General features: G+C 70.7%; 21 protein-coding genes and 1 tRNA gene. 3 read left to right on the top strand and 19 right to left on the bottom strand.

Annotation, left to right across the window (positions count from 1 at the left end; all coding sequences use genetic code 11):
- A partial coding sequence (locus tag GGD88_RS19420; protein ID WP_184436089.1) for a DUF1353 domain-containing protein occupies positions 1 to 156 on the top strand: 156 nt, incomplete at its 5' end.
- Between the two features lie 240 nt (positions 157 to 396).
- Here GGD88_RS19420 and GGD88_RS12950 read toward each other — a convergent pair.
- The 7 genes from GGD88_RS12950 to cysD all read right to left on the bottom strand — a co-directional run bounded on the left by GGD88_RS12950 (position 397) and on the right by cysD (position 7,395).
- Positions 397 to 471: transfer RNA gene (locus GGD88_RS12950), tRNA-Thr, on the bottom strand.
- A gap of 167 nt (positions 472 to 638) precedes the next feature.
- Positions 639 to 1,997 carry an ATP-binding protein gene (locus tag GGD88_RS12945; RefSeq protein WP_184436088.1) on the bottom strand — a complete coding sequence of 453 codons (1,359 nt, stop codon included), beginning with the start codon at positions 1,995 to 1,997 and terminating at the stop codon, positions 639 to 641.
- Between the two features lie 67 nt (positions 1,998 to 2,064).
- Positions 2,065 to 2,742: a response regulator transcription factor gene (locus GGD88_RS12940; protein WP_184436086.1), complete on the bottom strand. Its 678-nt coding sequence runs from the start codon at positions 2,740 to 2,742 to the stop codon at positions 2,065 to 2,067.
- Positions 2,743 to 3,149: 407 nt separating this feature from the next.
- Positions 3,150 to 3,440, bottom strand: a complete 291-nt coding sequence (locus GGD88_RS12935) for a Dabb family protein (RefSeq protein ID WP_184436084.1) — start codon at positions 3,438 to 3,440, stop codon at positions 3,150 to 3,152.
- Positions 3,441 to 3,532: 92 nt separating this feature from the next.
- A complete protein-coding gene (locus tag GGD88_RS12930; protein WP_184436082.1) occupies positions 3,533 to 4,486 on the bottom strand; it encodes a pirin family protein in 954 nt (317 codons plus the stop codon).
- A 105-nt stretch (positions 4,487 to 4,591) separates the two neighbouring features.
- Entirely contained in the window at positions 4,592 to 6,502 is a 1,911-nt protein-coding gene (cysN, locus tag GGD88_RS12925; protein ID WP_184436080.1) for a sulfate adenylyltransferase subunit CysN, read from the bottom strand.
- Positions 6,502 to 7,395: a sulfate adenylyltransferase subunit CysD gene (gene cysD, locus GGD88_RS12920; RefSeq protein ID WP_246423745.1), complete on the bottom strand. Its 894-nt coding sequence runs from the start codon at positions 7,393 to 7,395 to the stop codon at positions 6,502 to 6,504. Before cysD ends, cysN begins: the two co-directional genes overlap by 1 nt.
- A 445-nt stretch (positions 7,396 to 7,840) precedes the next feature.
- Here cysD and GGD88_RS12915 point away from each other — a divergent pair, with 445 nt between their 5' ends.
- A complete protein-coding gene (locus tag GGD88_RS12915) occupies positions 7,841 to 8,131 on the top strand; it encodes a hypothetical protein (protein WP_184436076.1) in 291 nt (96 codons plus the stop codon).
- A gap of 17 nt (positions 8,132 to 8,148) precedes the next feature.
- On the opposite strand, the gene GGD88_RS12910 is transcribed toward GGD88_RS12915, so the two are convergent.
- The 10 genes from GGD88_RS12910 to GGD88_RS12865 form a co-directional block, all read right to left on the bottom strand.
- Entirely contained in the window at positions 8,149 to 8,994 is an 846-nt protein-coding gene (locus tag GGD88_RS12910) for a 4'-phosphopantetheinyl transferase family protein (RefSeq protein ID WP_184436074.1), read from the bottom strand.
- A gap of 10 nt (positions 8,995 to 9,004) precedes the next feature.
- The gene (locus GGD88_RS12905; RefSeq protein WP_221237137.1) at positions 9,005 to 10,300 is read right to left on the bottom strand and encodes an MFS transporter; all 1,296 of its coding nucleotides are present in this window, start codon (positions 10,298 to 10,300) and stop codon (positions 9,005 to 9,007) included.
- 246 nt (positions 10,301 to 10,546) lie between these two features.
- Positions 10,547 to 11,194, bottom strand: a complete 648-nt coding sequence (locus GGD88_RS12900) for a nitrogen fixation protein NifQ (protein WP_184436070.1) — start codon at positions 11,192 to 11,194, stop codon at positions 10,547 to 10,549.
- A gap of 33 nt (positions 11,195 to 11,227) precedes the next feature.
- Positions 11,228 to 11,530, bottom strand: coding sequence for a ferredoxin III, nif-specific (gene fdxB / locus GGD88_RS12895; protein ID WP_184436068.1), 303 nt, complete (start codon positions 11,528 to 11,530; stop codon positions 11,228 to 11,230).
- 29 nt (positions 11,531 to 11,559) lie between these two features.
- Complete coding sequence (locus GGD88_RS12890) at positions 11,560 to 12,051, bottom strand: NifX-associated nitrogen fixation protein (RefSeq protein ID WP_246423741.1); 492 nt, start codon at positions 12,049 to 12,051, stop codon at positions 11,560 to 11,562.
- A gap of 3 nt (positions 12,052 to 12,054) precedes the next feature.
- On the bottom strand, positions 12,055 to 12,486 hold the full coding sequence (gene nifX / locus GGD88_RS12885) for a nitrogen fixation protein NifX (RefSeq protein ID WP_343056356.1): 432 nt from the start codon (positions 12,484 to 12,486) through the stop codon (positions 12,055 to 12,057).
- A 55-nt stretch (positions 12,487 to 12,541) separates the two neighbouring features.
- Positions 12,542 to 13,954, bottom strand: a complete 1,413-nt coding sequence (gene nifN / locus GGD88_RS12880) for a nitrogenase iron-molybdenum cofactor biosynthesis protein NifN (RefSeq protein ID WP_184436065.1) — start codon at positions 13,952 to 13,954, stop codon at positions 12,542 to 12,544.
- Complete coding sequence (gene nifE, locus GGD88_RS12875; RefSeq protein WP_184436063.1) at positions 13,951 to 15,390, bottom strand: nitrogenase iron-molybdenum cofactor biosynthesis protein NifE; 1,440 nt, start codon at positions 15,388 to 15,390, stop codon at positions 13,951 to 13,953. The genes nifN and nifE overlap by 4 nt, the downstream gene beginning before the upstream one ends.
- 295 nt (positions 15,391 to 15,685) lie before the next feature.
- Positions 15,686 to 15,904, bottom strand: coding sequence for a hypothetical protein (locus GGD88_RS12870; RefSeq protein ID WP_184436061.1), 219 nt, complete (start codon positions 15,902 to 15,904; stop codon positions 15,686 to 15,688).
- A gap of 549 nt (positions 15,905 to 16,453) precedes the next feature.
- Positions 16,454 to 17,314: a squalene/phytoene synthase family protein gene (locus GGD88_RS12865; protein ID WP_184436059.1), complete on the bottom strand. Its 861-nt coding sequence runs from the start codon at positions 17,312 to 17,314 to the stop codon at positions 16,454 to 16,456.
- Positions 17,315 to 17,565: 251 nt separating this feature from the next.
- On the opposite strand from GGD88_RS12865, the gene GGD88_RS12860 reads away from it, so the two are divergent.
- A complete protein-coding gene (locus tag GGD88_RS12860; RefSeq protein ID WP_184436057.1) occupies positions 17,566 to 18,165 on the top strand; it encodes a superoxide dismutase in 600 nt (199 codons plus the stop codon).
- Between the two features lie 103 nt (positions 18,166 to 18,268).
- On the opposite strand, the gene GGD88_RS12855 is transcribed toward GGD88_RS12860, so the two are convergent.
- Entirely contained in the window at positions 18,269 to 18,631 is a 363-nt protein-coding gene (locus tag GGD88_RS12855; protein WP_184436055.1) for an Mth938-like domain-containing protein, read from the bottom strand.
- Positions 18,632 to 18,901: 270 nt separating this feature from the next.
- Positions 18,902 to 20,020 (bottom strand): protein translocase subunit SecF, encoded by a 1,119-nt coding sequence (secF, locus tag GGD88_RS12850; protein WP_184436053.1) that lies wholly within the window; start codon positions 20,018 to 20,020, stop codon positions 18,902 to 18,904.
- Positions 20,021 to 20,028: the final 8 nt, after the last annotated feature.

The raw sequence follows: 20,028 nt of genomic DNA, 5'->3' as shown, positions 1-20,028 counted from the left end.
GGCGCCCCGGTCGCCCGCGCCCAGGCCGACGCCATTTTCCGAGACCTGCTGAGGGCCGCCGGCGTCACCTGGCTGCGCCGCACCCTCATGTACGCAGCCGTCCGCGCCGGCGGCTGGACGTATTGGCGGCGGCGCGGTCCGACCCCATGGACATGATCACGCTGACCATCGCCCTCGCTGAGGAGCGCGCGGCCGGCGCCATCTGCCGGGAGCGGATGAGCGAGGTGCGGGCGATCGAGAGGACGCGGCGGGGCCGAAACTGAAGAACGCGCCGGGAACGTCTCCCCCGGTCTTCCCCCGGTTTATGCATCATGTTCGCCGCTTGTTCGTGATTCCCCGTGATCCGGAGGACACCGAACAGCGGCGGACAAAGCATTGAGATATCAGGAAGAAAAATGGTGCCGCCGGGGTGAATTGAACACCCGACCCCACCCTTACCAAGGGTGTGCTCTACCCCTGAGCTACGGCGGCCCATTGTCAGCACCGCGAAAAGGAGGGAGGCCGTGGCGTCCCGCGTCGCGGTGAGGGCGGTCTTTTAGCCGCTGACCGGCGCCTTGGCAACCCCTTTTTCTCCCGCCTGGTGCCGCTGTGAGCGGACGTCTGCCGCACCCGTGGCTCCGCGACCCGGGCGCGGTCATTCACTCCGCCGCCTCGGCCTGGGCCGGCGGGGCGGCCCGGTCGGGAAAGGCGAGTTCGACGCGCAGGCCGGGGGCGTTGTCCGACAGCTCCAGGCGCGCCCCATGCAGGTCGGCGACCGCCGCCACCAGGCTGAGCCCGAGCCCGGTGCCCACGGTGTGGCGGCTCTGCTCCAGGCGTACGAAGCGGTCCAGCACGCTGTGCCGGAACTTCTCCGGGATGCCGGGACCGTTATCGCCGACCACCAGATGCACGGCGCCGGTGGCGTCGAAGCGCACCGCGACCTCGATGCGGCCGCCGTCCTGGGTGTACTTGATGGCGTTGTCGACCAGGTTGGCGGTCATCTGGGACAGCAGGTGGCGGTCGCCCATGACGGTGGTCGGTCGCTCGCCGAGGGGTGGCGTGAAGGTCAGGCTCTGGCCGCGCTCCTCGGCCACCGGCTCGTAGAGATCCACGGTATTGGCGGCCAGCTCGCTGAGGTCGACGGGCGCGAAGGTCTCAACCGCGTTGCGGCCCTCGATGCGGGCGATCGACAGCAGGGCGTTGAAGGTGTGCAGGATGTGGTCGGTGTCCTCCAGCGCCCCCTCCAGCGAGTGGCGGTATTCCTCCAGGTCGGGCTTGCCGACCAGGGTGATCTCCAGACGCGAGCGCATGCGGTTGAGGGGGCTGCGCAGGTCGTGGGCGATGTTGTCGGTCACGTCGCGCATGGCCGACACCAGCTTCTGGATGCGGTCCAGCATGCTGTTGAGGTTGATCGCCAAGCGGTCGAACTCGTCGCCGCCGCCCGAGACCGGCACCCGCCCGGACAGGTCGCCTTCCAGGATGGTCTGGGCCGTGCGGTTGACCGCATCGATCCGCCGCAACAGGTTGCGGCTCATGATGATGCCGCCGATGATGCCCAGGATCAGGGCAGCCCCGAGGGCAAAGGCCAGGGACTGCTCCATGATACGGGCAAAGCCGGTACGCTCTGTCATATCGCGCCCAACCAGCAGGCGCAGGCCGCTGGACAGATGCACGACGCGGGCGTGGGCGGGCCAGAGCTGGCGCCGGCCCTCGATCTCGCTTTCCACCATGAAGTGCATCCAGCCGTTGCGGTCCGGCTCGACCTTGGGCCACTGGCGCAGGTTGCCGACCAGTGGCTCGCCGTCCAGCGGCGCCAACAGGTAGATGTGGTGGTAGCCCTGATAGCCGGTGACCCGGTTCTCCAGGGCGGAGACCAGGGCGTTGGGACCGCCGCGGTGGTAGATGTCCTTGAGGCCGGCCATCTCCGTGTTGACCGCCGTCACGGTCTGCTGGTCGATCAGGGCGGCGGTGGTCCAGTAGACCAGCCCGAGCACGACCCCGGAGAGCAGGGCGAACACGACGGCGGAGATCAGCGCCAGCCGGAAGACCGTGGTGCGAAACAGGCGGGCGGTGGGAACGGCGGCCTTAATCGGGCTCCCGCAGGCAATAGCCCGCGCCCCGCACGGTCTGGATCAGCGGCTTGTCGAAGTCCTTGTCGACCTTCTGGCGCAGCCGGCTGACGTGGACATCAATGACGTTGGTCTGCGGATCGAAGTGATAGTCCCAGACGTTTTCCAGCAGCATGGTGCGCGTCACCACCTGGCCGGCATGGCGCATCAGGTATTCGAGCAGGCGGAACTCGCGCGGCTGCAGGGTGATGGCGCGGCCGGAGCGGGTCACCTGGCGGGCCAGCAGGTCCATCTCCAGGTCGCCGACCTGGAGCCGGGTCTGTTGCGTTGGTCCATCGCCGCGCCGCAACAGCGCCTCCAGCCGGGCCAGCAACTCCGAGAAGGCGTAGGGCTTGGCGAGATAGTCGTCGCCGCCGGCGCGCAGACCCTGCACACGCGCATCCACCTCGCCCAGGGCGGAGAGGATCAGGACCGGCGTCTGCTTGCCGGCCTTGCGCAGGGTCTCGACCACCGCCAGCCCGTCCAGGCGGGGCAGCATTCGGTCCAGCACGATGGCGTCGTAGGTTTCATTGGTCGCCATGTAGAGGCCGTCCATGCCGTTGTCGGCATGGTCGACCACATAGCCACTTTCCCGCAGCCCCTTGGCGAGGTAGGCCGCGGCCTCGGCATCGTCTTCGACAACCAGGATCCGCATGGACGGGACTATAGCGCGTTCGCGCCCGGCGGCAACATCGACGATGAGGCAACAGCCGTTTGACCTTGCCCTGAAAAAGTGGACACCGGGTCATGCGGCGCGAAGCCCGGCTTGCTCCAGGGTGATGCAGCCGAGCGCCGCGTGCAGGCGCCGGCGATTGTACAACCCACCAACTCAAGACCCATGTGACCCAGGATATCGGCCGTGCCTCGGGGGACAAGGCCGTAGTGACCTACCGGTGGCACGCGTGATCGGGCCGGACGGTGCACATTCACCAGGTGGTGGAACGCCGAATGGAGGGTGTTGCCCGGTGCAGCCTGGAAGGCGATCAGCCTGGCCGGCGGCAGGCGCCGCCCGGCAAGATGTGCCGGGCCGGCCGGCACGATCCGCCCGACCGTCACCGGCCGCTACAGATCCGTCACGAAGTCCGCCGCCAGCCGGATCTCGCGCAAGGGGCGCACGGCGGCGATGGCCTCGGCATACAGGGGATGGCGCTTGTAGGCGTCCAGGGCGGCTGTGTCGTCGAACACCGCATGGACCACGAGGTCGACCTCGTTGCCGATCTGGTCGCGCTTGAGGTTGGGCACCACCTCCAGCGCGCGGGCGTGGGGGATCGCCGCCAGGCGCTCCAGGCCGCGACGCGCGGCCTCCAGGTTCTCGGGGGCCTTCAGGGTGAACATCACGACATGACGGATCATCGGACGACAGGGCCTCGCGGGCAGCAGGGAGGAAGGGGGCCGGCATCCTCCATCACCGCGCGCGCGCTGTCGAGCCCGATGACACGCCGCGTTCAGCCCGCCGGCAGCGGGATGGTCTCCGCACTGTCGCTCGGCGGCAGCCGGAACGGACCGTCGGTCCAGTCCCCCGCCGCCCAGGCGGCCTTGGCCGCCTCGATGCGCTCCGGGCGCGAGGAGACGAAGTTCCACCAGATGTGCCGTGGCCCCTCCAGTGTCGCCCCGCCCACCAGCATCAAGCGGGTCTCCCCGCGTGCCGTCAGGGTGATGGCGTCGCCCGGCCGGACCACCAGCAGACGGCCGGCCTCGTATCGCGTTCCCGCCACCTCCACCGCGCCGGCGACGACGTAGACCCCGCGGTCCTCGTGCTCGTCCGGCAGCGGCAGGCGGGCGCCATCGGCGAGGGTGGCGTCGGCGTAGAGGGTCTCGGAGAACACCGTCACCGGCGCCCGCGCGCCGTAGGCCGTGCCCAGGATGACGCGCACCCGGGTCCCCGTGTCCGCGATCACCGGCAGATCGGCCTCGGGCACGTGCTGGAAGTCCGGCTCGGTCTCCTCGTGCGCCTGGGGCAGCGCGACCCAGGTCTGAAGCCCGAACAGGCGCTCCCCCGCGCGGCGGCGCGCGGGGGGCGAGCGCTCCGAATGGGTGATGCCGCGTCCGGCGATCATCCAGTTCACGGCGCCGGGTCGGATCTCCAGGTCTTGGCCGAGGCTGTCGCGGTGCTGGATGCCGCCCTTATAGAGATAGGTGACGGTGGCCAGCCCGATGTGGGGATGCGCCCGCACGTCCATGCCCCGACCGTCGGCAAAGGTGGCCGGCCCCATCTGGTCCAGGAAGATGAACGGCCCGACCATTTGGCGCTGCGCGGCGGGCAGGGCGCGCCTGACCTCGAAGGCGCCGATGTCGCGGGCGCGCGGCACGATGACCGTTTCAACGGGGTCGGCTTTAGCGGCGTCGGCGGCTGCCGGCGGTGCGGGCGCGACAGGCTCGGGGCAGGCGGTCCAGCTCACGGGGGCGGTCTCCGGGCAAGGGACAGGCGCGCCCCGTGCAGGTTGGGCCACGGCCCCGCCATTTCAAGCGCCCCCCGCGGCTGGAGGCCCCTGCCCTACGCCGGCCTACCCCCGCAGCAGGCCGCGCGCGCGCAGCGCCTGGATCACCTCTTCGGCCAGATCGTCGGGGCTGGCCTGATCGGTGCGCAGGTGCAGTTCCGGCGCCTCGGGCGGTTCGTAGGCGGAGTCGATGCCGGTGAAGTTCTTGATCTCGCCGGCCCGCGCCTTGCGGTACAGGCCCTTGGGATCGCGATCCTCGCAGACCGCCAACGGTGCGTCCACGAACACCTCCAGGAACTCGCCGTCGGCCACCTTCTCGCGCGCCAGGCGCCGCTCGGCGCGGTACGGCGAGATGAACGACACCAGCACGATCAGGCCGGCATCCACGAACAGCCGCGAGACCTCGGCCACGCGGCGGATGTTCTCCACCCGGTCCTCCGGCGTAAACCCCAGATCGCGGTTCAGGCCGTGGCGCACGTTATCCCCGTCCAGGAGGTAACTGTGATGGCCCAGCGCCATCAGCCGTTTCTCGACGAGGTTGGCGACGGTGGACTTGCCGGCCCCCGAGAGGCCCGTGAACCACAACACGCCGGGCTTCTGATGCTTCTGGTGGGCGCGCGCGGCCTTGTCCACCTCCAGCGCCTGCCAGTGGATGTTGCCGGCGCGCCGCAGACCGAAGGCGATCATGCCACACCCCACGGTGTGGTTGGTGGTGCGGTCGATCAGGATGAAGCCGCCGGTGGCGCGGTTGTCCTCGTACGGGTCGAAGGGCACCGGCCGGCCGAGAGAGAGATTGCAGAACGCCACCTCGTTCAACTCCAGCCGCTTGGCCGCCAGCTTGTTCTGGGTGTTGACGTCCAGGCGATGCTTGATCTCGGTGACCTGCACCGGGACCGTGGTATGGCCGATCTTCATCAGATAGCCGCGCTCCGGCAGCAGCGGCTCTTCGGCCATCCAGATCAGATGCGCGGCCATCTGGTCCGCCACCTGCGGCCGGTCGCCGGCCGGCACGATCAGGTCGCCGCGTGCGACGTCCACCGCGTCCGCGAGCGTCAGGGTCACCGATTCGCCGGCCGCCGCCTGCGCCCGGTCGCCGTTGAAATCGACGATGCGCGCCACTGTGGTCTCGCGACCCGACGGCTCGATCACCACGCGGTCGCCCGGCCGCACCGTGCCCGAGGCCACGGTCCCGCAGTAGCCGCGGAAATCCAGGTTCGGCCGGTTGACCCACTGCACCGGGAAGCGGAACGCGGCGTCCGGGCTCTCCGGCGCGACCTCCACCGTCTCCAGGTAGGGCAGCAAGGCCGGTCCGTCGTACCAGGGCGTGGCGGCGCTGGGGTTGACCACGTTGTCGCCCATCAACGCCGAGACCGGGATGCACACCGGCTCCGGCAGGCCAATGGCGGCGGCGAAGGCGCCGAAGTCGGCGCGGATGGCGTCGAAAACGTCCCGGTCGTATGCGACCAGGTCCATCTTGTTGATGGCCAGGACGACGTGGCGCAGGCCCATCAGGCGGGCGATGGTGGCGTGGCGGCGGGTCTGCACCAGCACGCCCTGGCGCGCGTCCACCAGCAGCACCGCCAGTTCCGCGTTGGAGGCCCCGGTGGCCATGTTGCGGGTATACTGCTCGTGACCCGGGGTATCGGCGACGATGAACTTGCGCCGGTCGGTGGTGAAATAGCGCCAGGCCACGTCGATGGTGATGCCCTGCTCGCGCTCGGCCTGCAGGCCATCCACCAGCAGCGACAGGTCCAGCGCCCCGCCGGCGTTGCCGCGCGCCTTGCTGTCTCGCTCCAGGGTCTTGAGCTGGTCCTCGAAGATCAGGTTGGAATCGTAGAGGATACGCCCGATCAGGGTGCTCTTGCCGTCGTCCACGCTGCCGCAGGTCAGGAACCGCAACAGGTCGCGCTGGCCGCGGCGGCCGGAGAGGACCGCCTCGGTGGCGGCGGCGTCGAAAAGGCGTCCGTCGTCGGCCATCAGAAGTACCCGTCCCGCTTCTTGAGTTCCATGGACCCGGCCTGGTCATGGTCGATGGCACGGCCGGCGCGCTCCGAGGTGCGCGAATTGAGCATCTCGGCGACCACCTCGGCCACCGTGGTCGCGGAGCTCTCCACCGCCCCGGTCAGCGGGTAGCACCCCAGGGTGCGGAAGCGCACGCGCTTCATCTCCGGCTGCGTCCCTTCCGGAATGGGCAGCCGGTCATCATCGACCATCACCCACATGCCGTTGAAGCGGATCACCGGGCGCGGCTTGGCGAAGTACAGTGGGACGACCGGAATATCCTCCTGCAGGATGTACTGCCAGACGTCCAGCTCGGTCCAGTTGGACAAGGGAAAGGCGCGGATGCTCTCGCCGGTCGTGATGCGGCCGTTGTAGATCGACCACAGTTCCGGGCGCTGATTGCGCGGATCCCACTGGTGGGTGGCGGTGCGGAAGGAGAACACGCGCTCCTTGGCGCGGCTGGCCTCCTCGTCGCGCCGGGCGCCGCCGAACGCGGCGTCGAAGCCGTGCTTGGTCAGCGCCTGCTTGAGCGCCTGGGTCTTCATGACGTCGGTGTGCACCGACGACCCATGGGTGATCGGATTGACCCCGTCGCGCAGGCCGTCCGGGTTGGTATGCACCAGCAGCTCCAGCCCCAGGTCCCGGGCGGTGGCATCGCGGAAGGCGATCATCTCGTGGAACTTCCACGTGGTGTCGATGTGCATCAGGGGAAACGGCAGCGGCCCGGGCGCGAACGCCTTGCGCGCCAGATGCAGCATCACCGAGGAGTCCTTGCCGATGGAGTAGAGCATCACCGGCTTGCGGAATTCCGCCACCACCTCCCGGATGATGTGGATGCTCTCGGCTTCGAGACGTTGCAGGTGCGACAGACGCGCGGCGGTGCTGGACATGGGCACTCCGGCCTGGGGGAACGGGGACGGGCGGGACGGCGCACGGGGAGAACCGAAAACGGAGGACGGCCGTTATGTGTGGAATCGGGCCGGCCGATGCAATGCAGAATCGCGCCCCCATGCCGTCTCGGCGGGCCAACAACACCGTGCCGGTAACACCGTGCCGGCAACACTTTGGCAACCTGTATGCCAGAGGATGGCCCACTGATCACCGCTCATCGGCCCGCGCGACGGTGTCGCGCCAATGGATGGTCGGCGAGACGATGACGAGACCGGCGACGCAAACGATGCCGTTTGCCTGGCCCCCGTCCCCGCCGGTATGGTGGCGGCCGTCGAGACCAGAGTGGCGTCCGGGCCGCCCAAGAGCCGATCACCCAGCCCGCCGGTCGCGCCGGCAACGTGTACCTCAGGGAGACCGAAGACGATGTCCGATCTCGCAATGCAGCAGGTGGCCGAACTGGTCCACAAGGTGGCCGGCGACGTCCGCCGCATGGGCGACATGACCACCGAACAGTCGACCCAGATGCTCAGCGCCCTGGACGACCTGGCCGCCACGATCATGGCGCTGAAGGCGGTGGCTGCGGCCCAGCTCAAGGTGACCCCCGTCGACCCCACGGCGGTCCACGCCTGGATCGACACCAATATGGACCCCGCCGGCGAGGGCACCGACAAGGCCCGGGCGGTCGTCGACGATCTCCTTCAGGCCCAATCGTAACCGCCCTCGCCGGCCGGTCAGAGCGCCCAGCCCACCGCGTCGCGCCGCGTCAACCGGACGCGGCCGGCGCGGCGGTGGCCCGGCAGCCGGACGGCCCACGACAGGCGGTGCACGGGGGTGGCATCCTCGCTGCCCAGTTGCCAGCAGTCGGGATCGCCGACCAGGGCGGCCGACCCGGCAAGGTGGGCCGGTTCTCCGACGCAGGAGTACAGCCCCAGATTGTTGGCGATGCCGAGGCCAAGCGCCTTCAGAACCGCCTCCTTGCGTGTCCACAGCGTGAAAAACAGGGACTCCCGGCGCGGCCCGCGCGGCACGGCCTCCAGCGCCGATGCCTCGTCAGCATGGAAGAACCGGCGGGCCAGCCGGCCGGCCGGCAGGCTGCGTGCCGTCCACTCCGCGTCGACCCCCAGGTCCGCCCCCTCCGGCCAGGGTCCCAGGCTGACCGCGCAGGCCGCCAGGCCACGGGTGTGGCTCAGGCTGAAGCGCGGCCGGGTCTCCGGGGACAGGGCGTGTGGCGTGCGCGTCATGTCCACGTGCGGGCGCCCGCCCGGTTCCGTGACGAAGTGCCACGCCAGCGGATCGGCGCCATGGAACCGGCTCAGCATGACCCGCAACAGGGCGCGGGTGGCCGCGCTCGACCAGGCGTGATCCGGGTCGCGAAACGACGAGACCCGGGCCCACTCGTTCTCGGACAGGTGCCCGCGCAGAGCGCCCAGATCGGGCTGGCCGTCGGCGTCCGGCCGCAGCGTCCACAGGGCCAGGTCAAGCGGCGGCTCCGGCGCCGTGGGGTGGGCGCCGGGGTGGGCGGCGGCGTGGTCGTCGGGGACGGCCGAATCCTGGGGGGACGGCGGTCTGGCGTCCATCCTCGCGGTCTCAGTCCTCTCGCTGGCGGCAGCGGGTCTCGCGCGTCAGCACGGCGGCCACCAGGGCGACCCCCTGCATCCCCACGAGCACCCAGACGGCGCTCTGGAACGCCTCGACCGAGTAGACCGGACGCCCCGCCTCCATGGTGCCGTCCCAAGCCCGGTCCAGCAACCATCCCAGCAGCGGCTGGAACACCGCGCCCGCCGCCATCGCCAGCATGTTGACGACACCCAGCGCCGCCCCCGCGGCCCAGGCCGGGTTGTGCTCGCGACCGGTGGCGAAACACAGCACCATGCCACCGCCGACCACGCCGTTCAGCACCATCAGCGCAGCCACCGCCTCGAACGGCAGGCCGGGCGCGTACAGCGCCGCGGCCAGGGTCGCCAGCGAGCCGCCCGAAGCGATCAGCATCACCCGCCGCCGGCGCCGCCAGCGATCCGACAGCCACCCCATGGCCGGCGCGCCCACGGCCCATCCGATCATCATGCCCGAGGTGGCCAGCGCCGCGACCTCGCGCTCCACGTCGTACAGGCGTTGCAGGTACGGCACGCCCCACAGGCCGGCGAAGGACAGCATCGGCGAGGTCAGCGCCGCCCCATAGAGGCCGACGATCCAGGTCTGCGGGTTGCGCACCACCCGGGCCAGGCCGCGCCCCAGCGACGGCCGCGGCGCGTCCGCCGCGGCCGACCCCGGCGCCGGGAGCGGCGGCGAGAACGGTCCCCGGTCGCGCACCAGCAGCGCGATCAGCGCCGCCAGCACGAGCGCCAGGGCCGCCGCCGTGGTCAGCGCACCGCGCCAGCCGATCTCGCCGATCAGCAGCGCCAGCGGCGCCTGGCCACCGACGCCGCCGGCCATGCCGAGGGCCAGCGTCAGGCCGGAGACCATTGCGAACCGATGCGGCGGGAACCAGCGCGTGATGATGAGCAGCGCGCCCACCCAGGTGAACGCCACGGCACCGCCGATCATCAGGCGCCCGGCGTAGGCCACCATGAGCGACTCGGCGAGCGCGAACAGAAGGCTGCCGGCGCCCGCCAGGGCACAGGCCACGGCCAGCACCCGGCGCGGCCCGAACCGGTCCAGGATCAGGCCCACGGGAATCTGAATGCCGGCATAGGTGTAGAAGTACAGGCCCGACAGCGTGCCCGTCAGCGCGGCGCCGACGGCAAACTCGCGCATCAACTCGTCGACCATCACGCTGGGCGCGGTACGCTGGAAGAAGCCGTAACAGTAGAACAGCGCGCCCAGACCCCACATGACCCAGGGCAAGGCCCCCTGCCAGGCCCCTTTTTCGTTTTGTTTCAACACTTTAATGAACCTGAACAAGACCCCGGTCGAAACCGCCCCGTGACGCCGAGAACCATATGGGAGTTGTTGCCCGGTGTCTTGTTCGATTTTTCGCAGCTTGTCCACGCAGGCGCGCACGCCGCGGTCGTGCCGCGCGCCGGCGACCGGACCGCCCCGCTACAGCCGATTGCGACAAACCGGACTCGCGACGCGATCTCGGCGTGCCACAATCATAGGCCGCGACTCATCCAGTGATCGCGATCTCCGCTATCGCGCGCCATCCCCCGCCAGAGCGCCGCCGGCCGGGGTGCGGGCCGGCCCGAACAGGACGCCGGCTCCGGCGATCGCCTCCTCCGGCGCGAAGCAGAGCGCGTAGTCCTCGCAGACCTCGCAGTTGGGAGCCTTGCAGAGCAGGACCCCCTCCTGCTCGCACAGGCTGCGGTAGAAGAACTTCTTCCAGCGCATGCCTTGATTCCGCTCCGACAGCGGCCCGAAATGGCGGGCCATGAGGCGGCTCAGGTCGGCCCGCGCGCCGAGCCCCAGGTCCTCCCAGAGATGGCGGTCGCCCAAAGACCGGCGGGCGATGATGCGCGCCAGCCAGCGCGCCAAGTCGGGATCGCCGCCGGGCGTGCGGTTGTCGTACAGCAGGGCGCGCAGGGCCGGCTCCTCGGGCTCGTCGTCGCGCGGTCCGGGCCAGGGCGGCTGCCAGTCCAGCAGGGCGCCGGCATGCGGGAACACGGTGGCGATCAGGCGCGCCAGATCACAGGGCGACAGCGCCAGGGACTCCGTCAACGCCCGGTGCGGCGGCAGGCAGCCGGACGCGATCGCCGCCGCCAGCACGTGGCGGTCGAACGGGTCCGGACCAGACTCCGCCGTCGGGCCGTCCATCAGATGGGTGTACAGGTCCTCGGCCATCGCCCCCTCCCCGGGTCGCTGGGTCCTTGCCGGCTACGCCGCCTCCTCGACCGGCGCGTGGTGCTGGGCGCCGGTCCCGCACACCGTGGCGCAGGACCCGCAGCCGACACAGTCGCCGGCGGCCACCAGAACCGAGATCTTGCGCTCGATCTCCTCGTCGTCGTCGAAGGGATCGCACAGGTCCCCGTCCTCGGTCACACCGCGCAGCGCGATGACATCGCGGGCACAGACCTTCACGCAGCGACCGCAACCGATACAGACGTCGGGGTCGATGGCCTCCAGGTAGGACGGCACCCAGGGGCGCCCGTCGCGGGTCGCGAAGGTCCGGACCGACATGATGGTCTCCTTTCGAGTCAGGGTTGGGATCACGCCGCCACCAGGGCGGGGTGGCCGGCGATCATGGCCGCCCCCTCCTCGACCAGGGCGGCCCCGGCGGCATCCAGGGCCGCCAGATCGTCGAAGCCGAAGCGGTGTACGTCGCGCAGCGGCCGGGCCACGGCCACCAACCGCCCGGCGATCAGCACGACGCGGCCGAAGCCCTCGTCCGAGAGGTCCACCAGCGGCGTCGCCACATGGCCGGTATGGCGCCCGATGGCGGTGCCGACGGCCTGGTAGTACGTGTGCAGGCGGCGCAGCACGCGCGGGTCCGGCTCACCGAGGATGGGAATGGCGCGCCGCTGGTCGCGCGTGACCACGTAACCACCGAGCAGGCGGGCGTCACTCTTGCCCTCCCACAGGCCGCAGCAGTCGCCGGCCCGGATCAGCGCCGCCAGTTCGGGCAGAAACACCGGGTCGGCGGGCCACGCCGGTTCGGGCGCCAGAGTGCGGGCGGCCATCTTGCGGGCAAGCGCCGTCATCGCTCAGGCCTCCGCGCCGGTCTCGGCGTCCTCATCGAGGAAGGCCGGGCGCCGCCCGCCCTCGCCCCCCATGGCCTTGCGCAGCCACGGCGGCGGGGTGCCGTTCAGCATGGTCCGCACCCGCTGCAAGACCTGCTCCAGGGGGGCGTCGTCGGGCAGCTTGATGGGATGCACGCGCGCGCCCACGACCCGCGCCGCGGCCGGCCCGCCGATGGCCCGCACGAACAGCAGCGTGCAGCCGTCCAGCGCGGCGACGCGTGGTGCCACCCGATCATCGTCGTGCCCGGCGCCGTCCTCGGCGCTGGCGTCGTCGAACTGCACCGCCTCGACCAGCGACCAGCCGGCCGGGGTGACGTCGTAGATGGCCAGGGTCCGCGCCCCGGCGAAGTGGGCGTTCACGGCGAACATGTCCTGGGTGGCGAGGGCGACTTTCACGGTCGGGACCTCCTCGGTCGGGGGTGGGGGCGCGGCGTGCGCGCCGCCGCCGGTGTCAACGAGCCGCAGACGGCGAGCCGGCCTCATGGTCACTCTCCTGCGCGGACGGCTGGCCCTGGCAAAGGGGCACGGGGGCACGGGGATCAGCATGGGCGGGACCCTCGCGGTGGACGGCGTCGGTGAGGGCGTTGGCGACGGCAAAGGCCAGGTCGCGGCTGCCGCGGTAGCCGACGGACACGACGTGCTGGCTGCCGACGCGGTCGAGCTGCGGAAACCCGGCGCGCAAGAGCGGCGCGCCCAGGGCCTGGGCGGCCCTTTGGGCGGGCGACGGCCCGATCACCAGATCGACCCCGCCGGCCGCGTGGGCGGCGGTCTCCAGGTCGTCCAGGTCGCCGACCAGCAGGCGCTCCACCGGCAGTCCATCCAGCCCCGGCGCCCGGGTGGTGGTCACCGCCACCGGCACCCGACAGCCCAGATCCGTGACCAGGGTCACCAGGGCGCGCAGCAGATCCGGTTCGGCCGCCACCGCCACCCGCTGGCCGACGGCGGCGAAATGGGCGTCGATCAGGGCATCGAGCAGCCGGGAGCGGTCGCGCCGCACCCCGGCCGGGGCGCGGCGGCCGGCCAGGCGCGACAGCCACGCCACCAGCCGGTCGGCGGCGCGCAGCCCGGTCGCGGTGTCCATCACCGTCGCCGGCACGCCGGTGCGGGCCTCCAGCAGCGCCGCCGCCGGCGCCATGTGCGCCCCCACGGCCAGCACGGCTTCGGCCGCGCCCAGGTCGTCCAGCGCGGCGCGCGGCGTGCCACCCAGGCTGACCGGGCTCCAGGTGTCGGGGATATGGCCGTCGAGCGCATCCGACAGGTCGGGCAGCAGGGTGCAGGTGAGACCAAACGCTTCGATCAGATCGCGCAGCGCGTCGAGGTCGCCGACCGTCAGATGGGCGCCCGCCAGCACGACCACATGCCCGGACCGCCGCGGGCGCGGGCGCGCCGCCGCATCGACGATGCCCTGCACCGCCGCCGCCCAGCCCTCCTGAAGGCCGCCGACGAAATCGGGCGCGGGCGCGTGCACCAGCAGGGTCTCGCCCAGCTCCGGCCCCAGTCGGGTGGCGATGCCCTTGAGGTCGGCCGCCAGATCCTCGCTTCGGGTATCGGTCAGGGCGGTCGGACAGACCCCCAGCACCGCCGGTTTGGACTTGCTGCAAATGGTGCGGATGGCGGCCTCCAGGTTGTCGGCCCCGCCCAGGATGGTCTCGATCTCCCCCAGGGCCGTGGTCTGCAACGGGATGGCCTCGCGGAAGTGCCGCACCAGCAGCACCAGGGCGAACGCCGTGCACCCCTGGGCGCCGTGCAGCAGCGGCAGGCCGCGCTCCACCCCCAGCAGCGCCAGCGCAGCACCCAGCGGCGGCGACACCTTCAGCGGGTCGATGGTGAGGGCTTTGGTCCGACGGGTCTCCATCGTGGTCATGCCAATCCCTCCCCGGTCGCCGTCCCATCCCAGCCGTCATCCCAGTCGGGGTCCCAGCCGTCATCCCAGGGCGCCGGGCCGTTGACCAGCGGCCACACCGGCGCATCCAGGGTCAGGGCGATGCGCTCGGCCAGCACCAGGAAGCCCGCGTAGCCGGCGTAGGCATGGTGGCGCTCCTGGTTGGTGTCCAGCCACGGCCGGCGCGCCTTCAGCGCCACGAACTGGCTGCGGCCGCCGGACAGCATGATGTCGGCCTCGCCGTCGCGCAGCATGCGGTACATCTCGGCATTCGGGATGGCGCCGAAGAGCTGGCCGTCCTCACCGAGCAACGCCCGGGCGCGGGCAGCGTCGTCCTCGGTGGCCTTGCGCACCGAGGTGCCGATGACGGTCATGCCCATGTCCTGGAGCGTCGAGACGATGGACCAACTCTTGTGGCCGCCGGTGTAGAGCAGCACCCGCTTGCCGGCGAGACGGTCGCGAAGCGGCGCGAAGCGGCGCCAGACGGCCGCCTCCTCCTCCGCGATCAGGGTTTCGGTGCGGTCGATCAGATCGGCCGGCGCGCCGCGTTCGACCAGCAGGCGGGCGAAGCCGCGCAACGCCTCTGACGTCGCGCGCACGCCGTGGAACGAGCCCTCGAAGAACGGAATGCCCCAGCGCTCCCGCAGGCCCCGGCCGACGTTCAGCATGGCCTGGGAGCACACCACCATCGCCGCCCGCGCCCGATGCGCCTGCGCCACCGAGCGGAAGCGGGCATCGCCGGTGATGCAGGACAGCAGGCGGATCCCCAGGCGCTCGAACAGCGGGGTAAGCTGCCACAGCTCGCCCTGGATGTTGTACTCGGCGATCAGGGCAATGTCGGTCGGGGTGGTCGTCTCCGGCTCGACGGTGCCGATGACATGGTCGACCAGGGTCTGCCCCGCCAGCCGGTTGCCCAGGTTCTTGCTGCCGACGAAGCCCGGCGTCTCGACCGGGATGACCGGCCGGGCGAACCGCTCCGCCGCCGCCTGGCAGACCGCATGCAGGTCGTCACCGATCAGGGCGGGAACGCAGGTCTGGTAGACGAACACGGCCGGCGGATCAAACCGCTCCACCGCCTCGCGGATGGCCCGCCACAGCTTTTTCTCACCGCCCTGGATGACGTCCATCTCGCCGAGGTCGGTGGTCAGGCCCCGGCGGTACAGGTCGGGTCCGGACGAGGCGGCGTGCCGGTTGTCCCAGTTGTTGCCCTCGCAGGCGATCGGGCCATGCACGATATGGGCAGCATCGACAATGGGCTGGAGCGCGATCTTGGCACCGTCGAAGGCGCAGCCACCCGCCGCCGCCCCGGGCGCCGGCCCCTTGGTGCGGCAGCCGGCCTTGCGGTCCGCGTCGGTCTTGGCGCGGTTGGTGGCGCAGGCCGGTTCGTCGAACACCGGGGCCAGACGATCGGTGAGCATGCGCGACCTCCTGAAGGCGAACACCCCCCACGGGGCGACGCCCGAAGCCGCAGCAAGACCGGTGCCAACTCCCTCTGTGCCGCGATTTCAATGTGTTGGGCCGGGTGTGCACCACACCGTGTCGGAGATCCGACATGCCGACTGTCGCACCCGCGACGCCCGGCGCCGACGGCCCCGATACACAAAACCCGGCGGTGTCCGGCCGCCGGGTCTGGTCCGATGAAGGGCCGCGCCGTCACCCGGCCTGGCCTCTGTCGTTGTCACAGGTCGCGGGTCGCGGGTCGCGGGTCGCGGGTCAGGGCATGCCATTGAGGCGGAGCACCGCCCGTCCCCAAACCGCGGAATCCGGCGCCGCAATGTGCGGTCCGGGGCCGTCCTCCAAGCCCGGGATCGACGCCGGCGCCGCCAGGTAGGTGGCTCCGGTGTGCAAGCCGGCGTGCAGGATCATGCTCAGCCCCACCACCGCGACGACACCGGCCAGATGCTCAAGCGGGGAGCATGTGTCACGTTTCATCCGATCCTCCGTCACGACCCATCGCCCGGTCTGCCCGTTCGATCCGGTTCCGGTCGCTCTGCTTGCCGGTCGTTTTGTTTGATGACTCTGTCTGAATTTCTTCAGTCTACAGACCGTCCCGAGGGATGGCAACCCTCGGCCCTGCAAGACAGCCCCGTCGCCGATACAGGACAGCCGGTTGACTGCTTCGCCCGTGACACGGCATGGCGGTCCGAAGCCGGACCGATACCTCCTGAAGGCATATGATGTTATAACGAATGTATGAGATCGCGGCTGAACTCCTGGGGTCACTGCACGCGGCACGCGGGGCCGGCTTCCGGTCGACGCGTCGCCGGGGCCGGTCAGAATACACCCCGCCACACCGAAATAATTCGCCCGGTCAGGGGCTTGGCGCGGCAAGTCACAGCACAATCACAGCCACGCTCCAACCGCCGCCGTCCATGTCCTTGTCCTGTCGACACCCCGTCAACACCCTGTCATCACCGTGTCGTGACCCTGTCACCTTCACCGTCCCACCGTCCGCGTCCTCACGGGGGCCGGTCGGACCGATCAGGCCCCCCACCGCAGGCGGTCCCAGACCAACGCGGTCAGAGGCGGCGGCACCCGGGCCAAGCGCCCATCGAACGGGTCGCAGCCGGCGCGGCGCAGCGCGGCCAGGATCCGGCGGGCCTGCACCGCCTGCCGCAGCGCCGGGCGGGCGGCCCGCTCCACGGGCCCACCCCGCACCGCCGCCGTCGCGGCCGCGAGTTCGGTGTCGGCCAGCGCCACCAGGGCCGCCACGCCGGCGCGGATCCCGATCCTCTCGGCATCCGCGCCGGCCAGCACGGTCCGGGCGTCGCGACCGGCTGCGCGCAGGGCATCGAGCGGCAGCCGCAACCGCCCGTGCGCCAGCAGCCCCGGCGTGGCCCGGGCCACCGCGACCAGGCCCCAGGCGGTGCCCACGTGGCGGGCGACCGTGAGGCTGTCGGCCTCCCGCGCCCCCAGCAGCCGGGCCGAGGCCTCGGCCAGGGCACCGGCCGTCGCCGCCGCCTGTCGCCGCGCCGCGGCCTCGTCGGGCGGCGCCTCCGGGGCCAGATCCGCCCCCCACCCCTCAAGGTGTTCGACCAGCAGGGCCCGCCCCGCCGTGTCCACATCCACCAGGACCGTCGCCGCCAGCGCCTCGGCCACCGGATTGCCCCGTGCCGCCGCCGCCGGATCGTCGGCGGTGACCAGATCGCGCCAGTACTGAAGCCGGATCACCCCGAGCATGGGCTCGCTGACCAGCCCCGGCACCCGCGCCGCCTCGGTGGCCATGGCGTACAGCGCCAGCAGCGCCGGCCGGCGCTCCGGCGGGGCCAGCATGGCGAGCAGATAGCGGTCTCGGTCCTGCCGCCGCACCAGATCGGCACACGTCTCGGCGCCCCGGGTCATGGCCCCGTCCTCCCGTCAGCCACGGGCCGGGCGCCGGATGCGCCCGGCCTCCCGCGCCCGCTTTGAACGGTTCCACACTTCACACGCCCGCGACCGCGCCCTATGTACGCTGGTGTTCGGTGCATCCCACGTTCGTTTCGCACTTTCGCAGCACCCGCGGACCGGGACCGGCCCGCCTCCCCGATGGGGCGACCCGTCGGGGCCGCCCACAGCACAGTCAGACGAGACAGCACAGTCAGACGAGGTTGAGAATGGCGTTCGAGCTTCCCCCCCTGCCCTACGACACGTCCGCGCTGGAGCCGCATATGTCGGCGCAGACGCTGGAGTTCCACCACGGCAAGCACCATCAGACCTACGTCACCAACCTGAACAACCTGACCAAGGACACGCCCATGGCGGACATGGGTCTGGACGAGGTCATCATGAAGTCCTGGACGGACAAGAATACCGGCGTGTTCAACAACAGCGCCCAGGTCTGGAACCACACCTTCTTCTGGCACGGCATGAGGCCCGGCGGCGGCGGCGCCCCCACCGGCGCGATCGCGGGCAAGATCGACGAAGCCTTCGGCTCCTTCGAAAAGTTCAAGGAGGAGTTCAAGGCCGCCGGCGCGACCCAGTTCGGATCCGGCTGGGCCTGGCTGGTGCTGGACGGCGGCACCCTCAAGGTGACCAAGACCCCCAACGCCGAGAACCCGATGGTGCACGGCCAGACCGCGCTCCTGACCTGCGACGTCTGGGAGCACGCCTATTACCTGGACTTCCAGAACCGGCGCCCGGACTTCCTGACCACGTTCCTGGACCACCTGGTGAACTGGGACTTCGTCAACGAGAACCTGGCGAAGGCCGCCTGATCCGCCGGCCACACCGCTTTGATGACGAACGGGGCTCCGCCGCGGAGCCCCGTTTTTCGTTGGTAAGGCGCGGTCGCGACCACGGGCGGCGATGCGTGCGCGATCACACCGCGACCAGGGCCGCCGCCACGCGCCGCTCCTCGGCCAGCAGGACGTTGTAGGTGCGGCAGCCGGCCCCGGTGTCCATCGGCTCGACCGCGATGCCGTGGGCGCGCAGGGTCTGGCGCAGCGTCGACGGCACCAGCGTCATCGCAGGTCCGCAGCCGAGGATCAGGATCTCGACCGCGTCCGCCGCACCCACCACGGCGTCGAGGCCATCGGCGCTGATCTCGCCGGACCAGGGCAGCACACGATCCGGAAATACGATGACCGAGCCGGCGTGCTGGACGCCGCTGATCCGGAATGCGCCGTCACCATACGCCTGCACGAGTTGGCGGTTGGCGGGAACAAGGGGGGTAATGTCCATGAGCGGCCGCCTGCCTGGGTCCTGAGTTGACGCGTCCTGACCTGTCCGCGTTCAGACGTGTCCGCGTTCAGACGTGGGGCCGGGGCGGACGCGATCAACCCCGCCCCGGTGCCACTCTGGGCCGGCCGGCCCCTGACAGCCGATTGCGACACACCGGACTCGCGGCGGGATTTCGGTGTGTCGCGATCATCGGCTGCAACTCATACAATGATCGCGGAATCAAGCGATCAATCCGTACCACGTCGTGGTTCAGATTGATCGCGATCCGCGCTAGCGCCGCTTGCCGCGCCCCTTCTTCTTGCCGCCGCGCGCCTTGGCCCCGCCGCCGCGGCCCTGCGCCGGGGACGCGGGCGGGGCGGCCGGCGCGCCGGCCGGTGCGGTCTCGGGGGCCGCCGTCGGCAACCCTTCCGCCGCGCCCGCTCCCGTCTCGTCGGGAGCCGACGCGTCCGTCTCGCCCTCGGCGGCGGCCTCCTCCTCGCCCACGATGGCCTCGCGGCGGAGGTCGAAATAGACCAGGATCGGCACCGCCACATAGATGGTCGAATAGGTGCCGATGACGATGCCGAAGGCCAGCGCGGCGCTGAAGTTGCGCAGCACGTCGCCGCCCAGGAACAACAGCGACAGCACGGCCATCAAGGTCGTCACCGACGTCAGGATGGTGCGTGACAGCGTCCGGTTCAGTGCCAGATTCAGCAGGTCCACCAGCGCCAGCTTCTTGTACCGGCGCAGCTTCTCCCGCACCCGGTCGTAGACCACCACGGTGTCGTTGATGGAGTAGCCGGCCAGGGTCAGCAGCGCCGCCACGGTGGTCAGGTCGAACTCCAGACGCAGGACCGAGAACAGGCCGAGCGTGATGAGCACGTCGTGGATCAGGGCCACCATGGCCCCGACCGCGAACTGCCATTCGAAGCGGAACCAGATGTAGACCACGATGGCCAGGATCGACAGCGACACCGCCCAGATTCCGGCCTCGATCAGCTCCCCGCCGACCTTGGGGCCGACCAGTTCGACCCGGCGGTAATCCACTCCGTCGCCGAGCACGCCCTGGATGGCGTTCAGGGCGGCGTTCTCCTGCTCCTCCGTGGTGTCGTCCGGCTGCTGCACGCGGATCATGACGTCGCGCGCATCTTCCCCGATGTGGGTCAGCGAGACCGCCCCCAGCCCCAGCCCGTTGAGGCGGTCGCGCAGGTCGGCCATGTCCGGCTCGCCGGGCATGCGGGCCTCGACCAGGATGCCACCAGCGAAATCAATGCCGAAGTTGAGCTGCTGGACGCCCAGGGAGACGACGGCCGCCACCATCAGGATGCCCGACAGGATCAGCGCCTGGATGCGGCGCTTCATGAAGTCGATGCTGGTGTCGACCGGAACGATGTTGATCAGCGGACGCATGGGATCGG

The organism is Roseospira goensis, assembly GCF_014197795.1.
GTDB lineage: Bacteria > Pseudomonadota > Alphaproteobacteria > Rhodospirillales > Rhodospirillaceae > Rhodospira > Rhodospira goensis.
The sequence above is the reverse complement of the archived record's forward strand: the minus strand, read 5'-3'. Positions and strand labels throughout refer to the sequence as shown.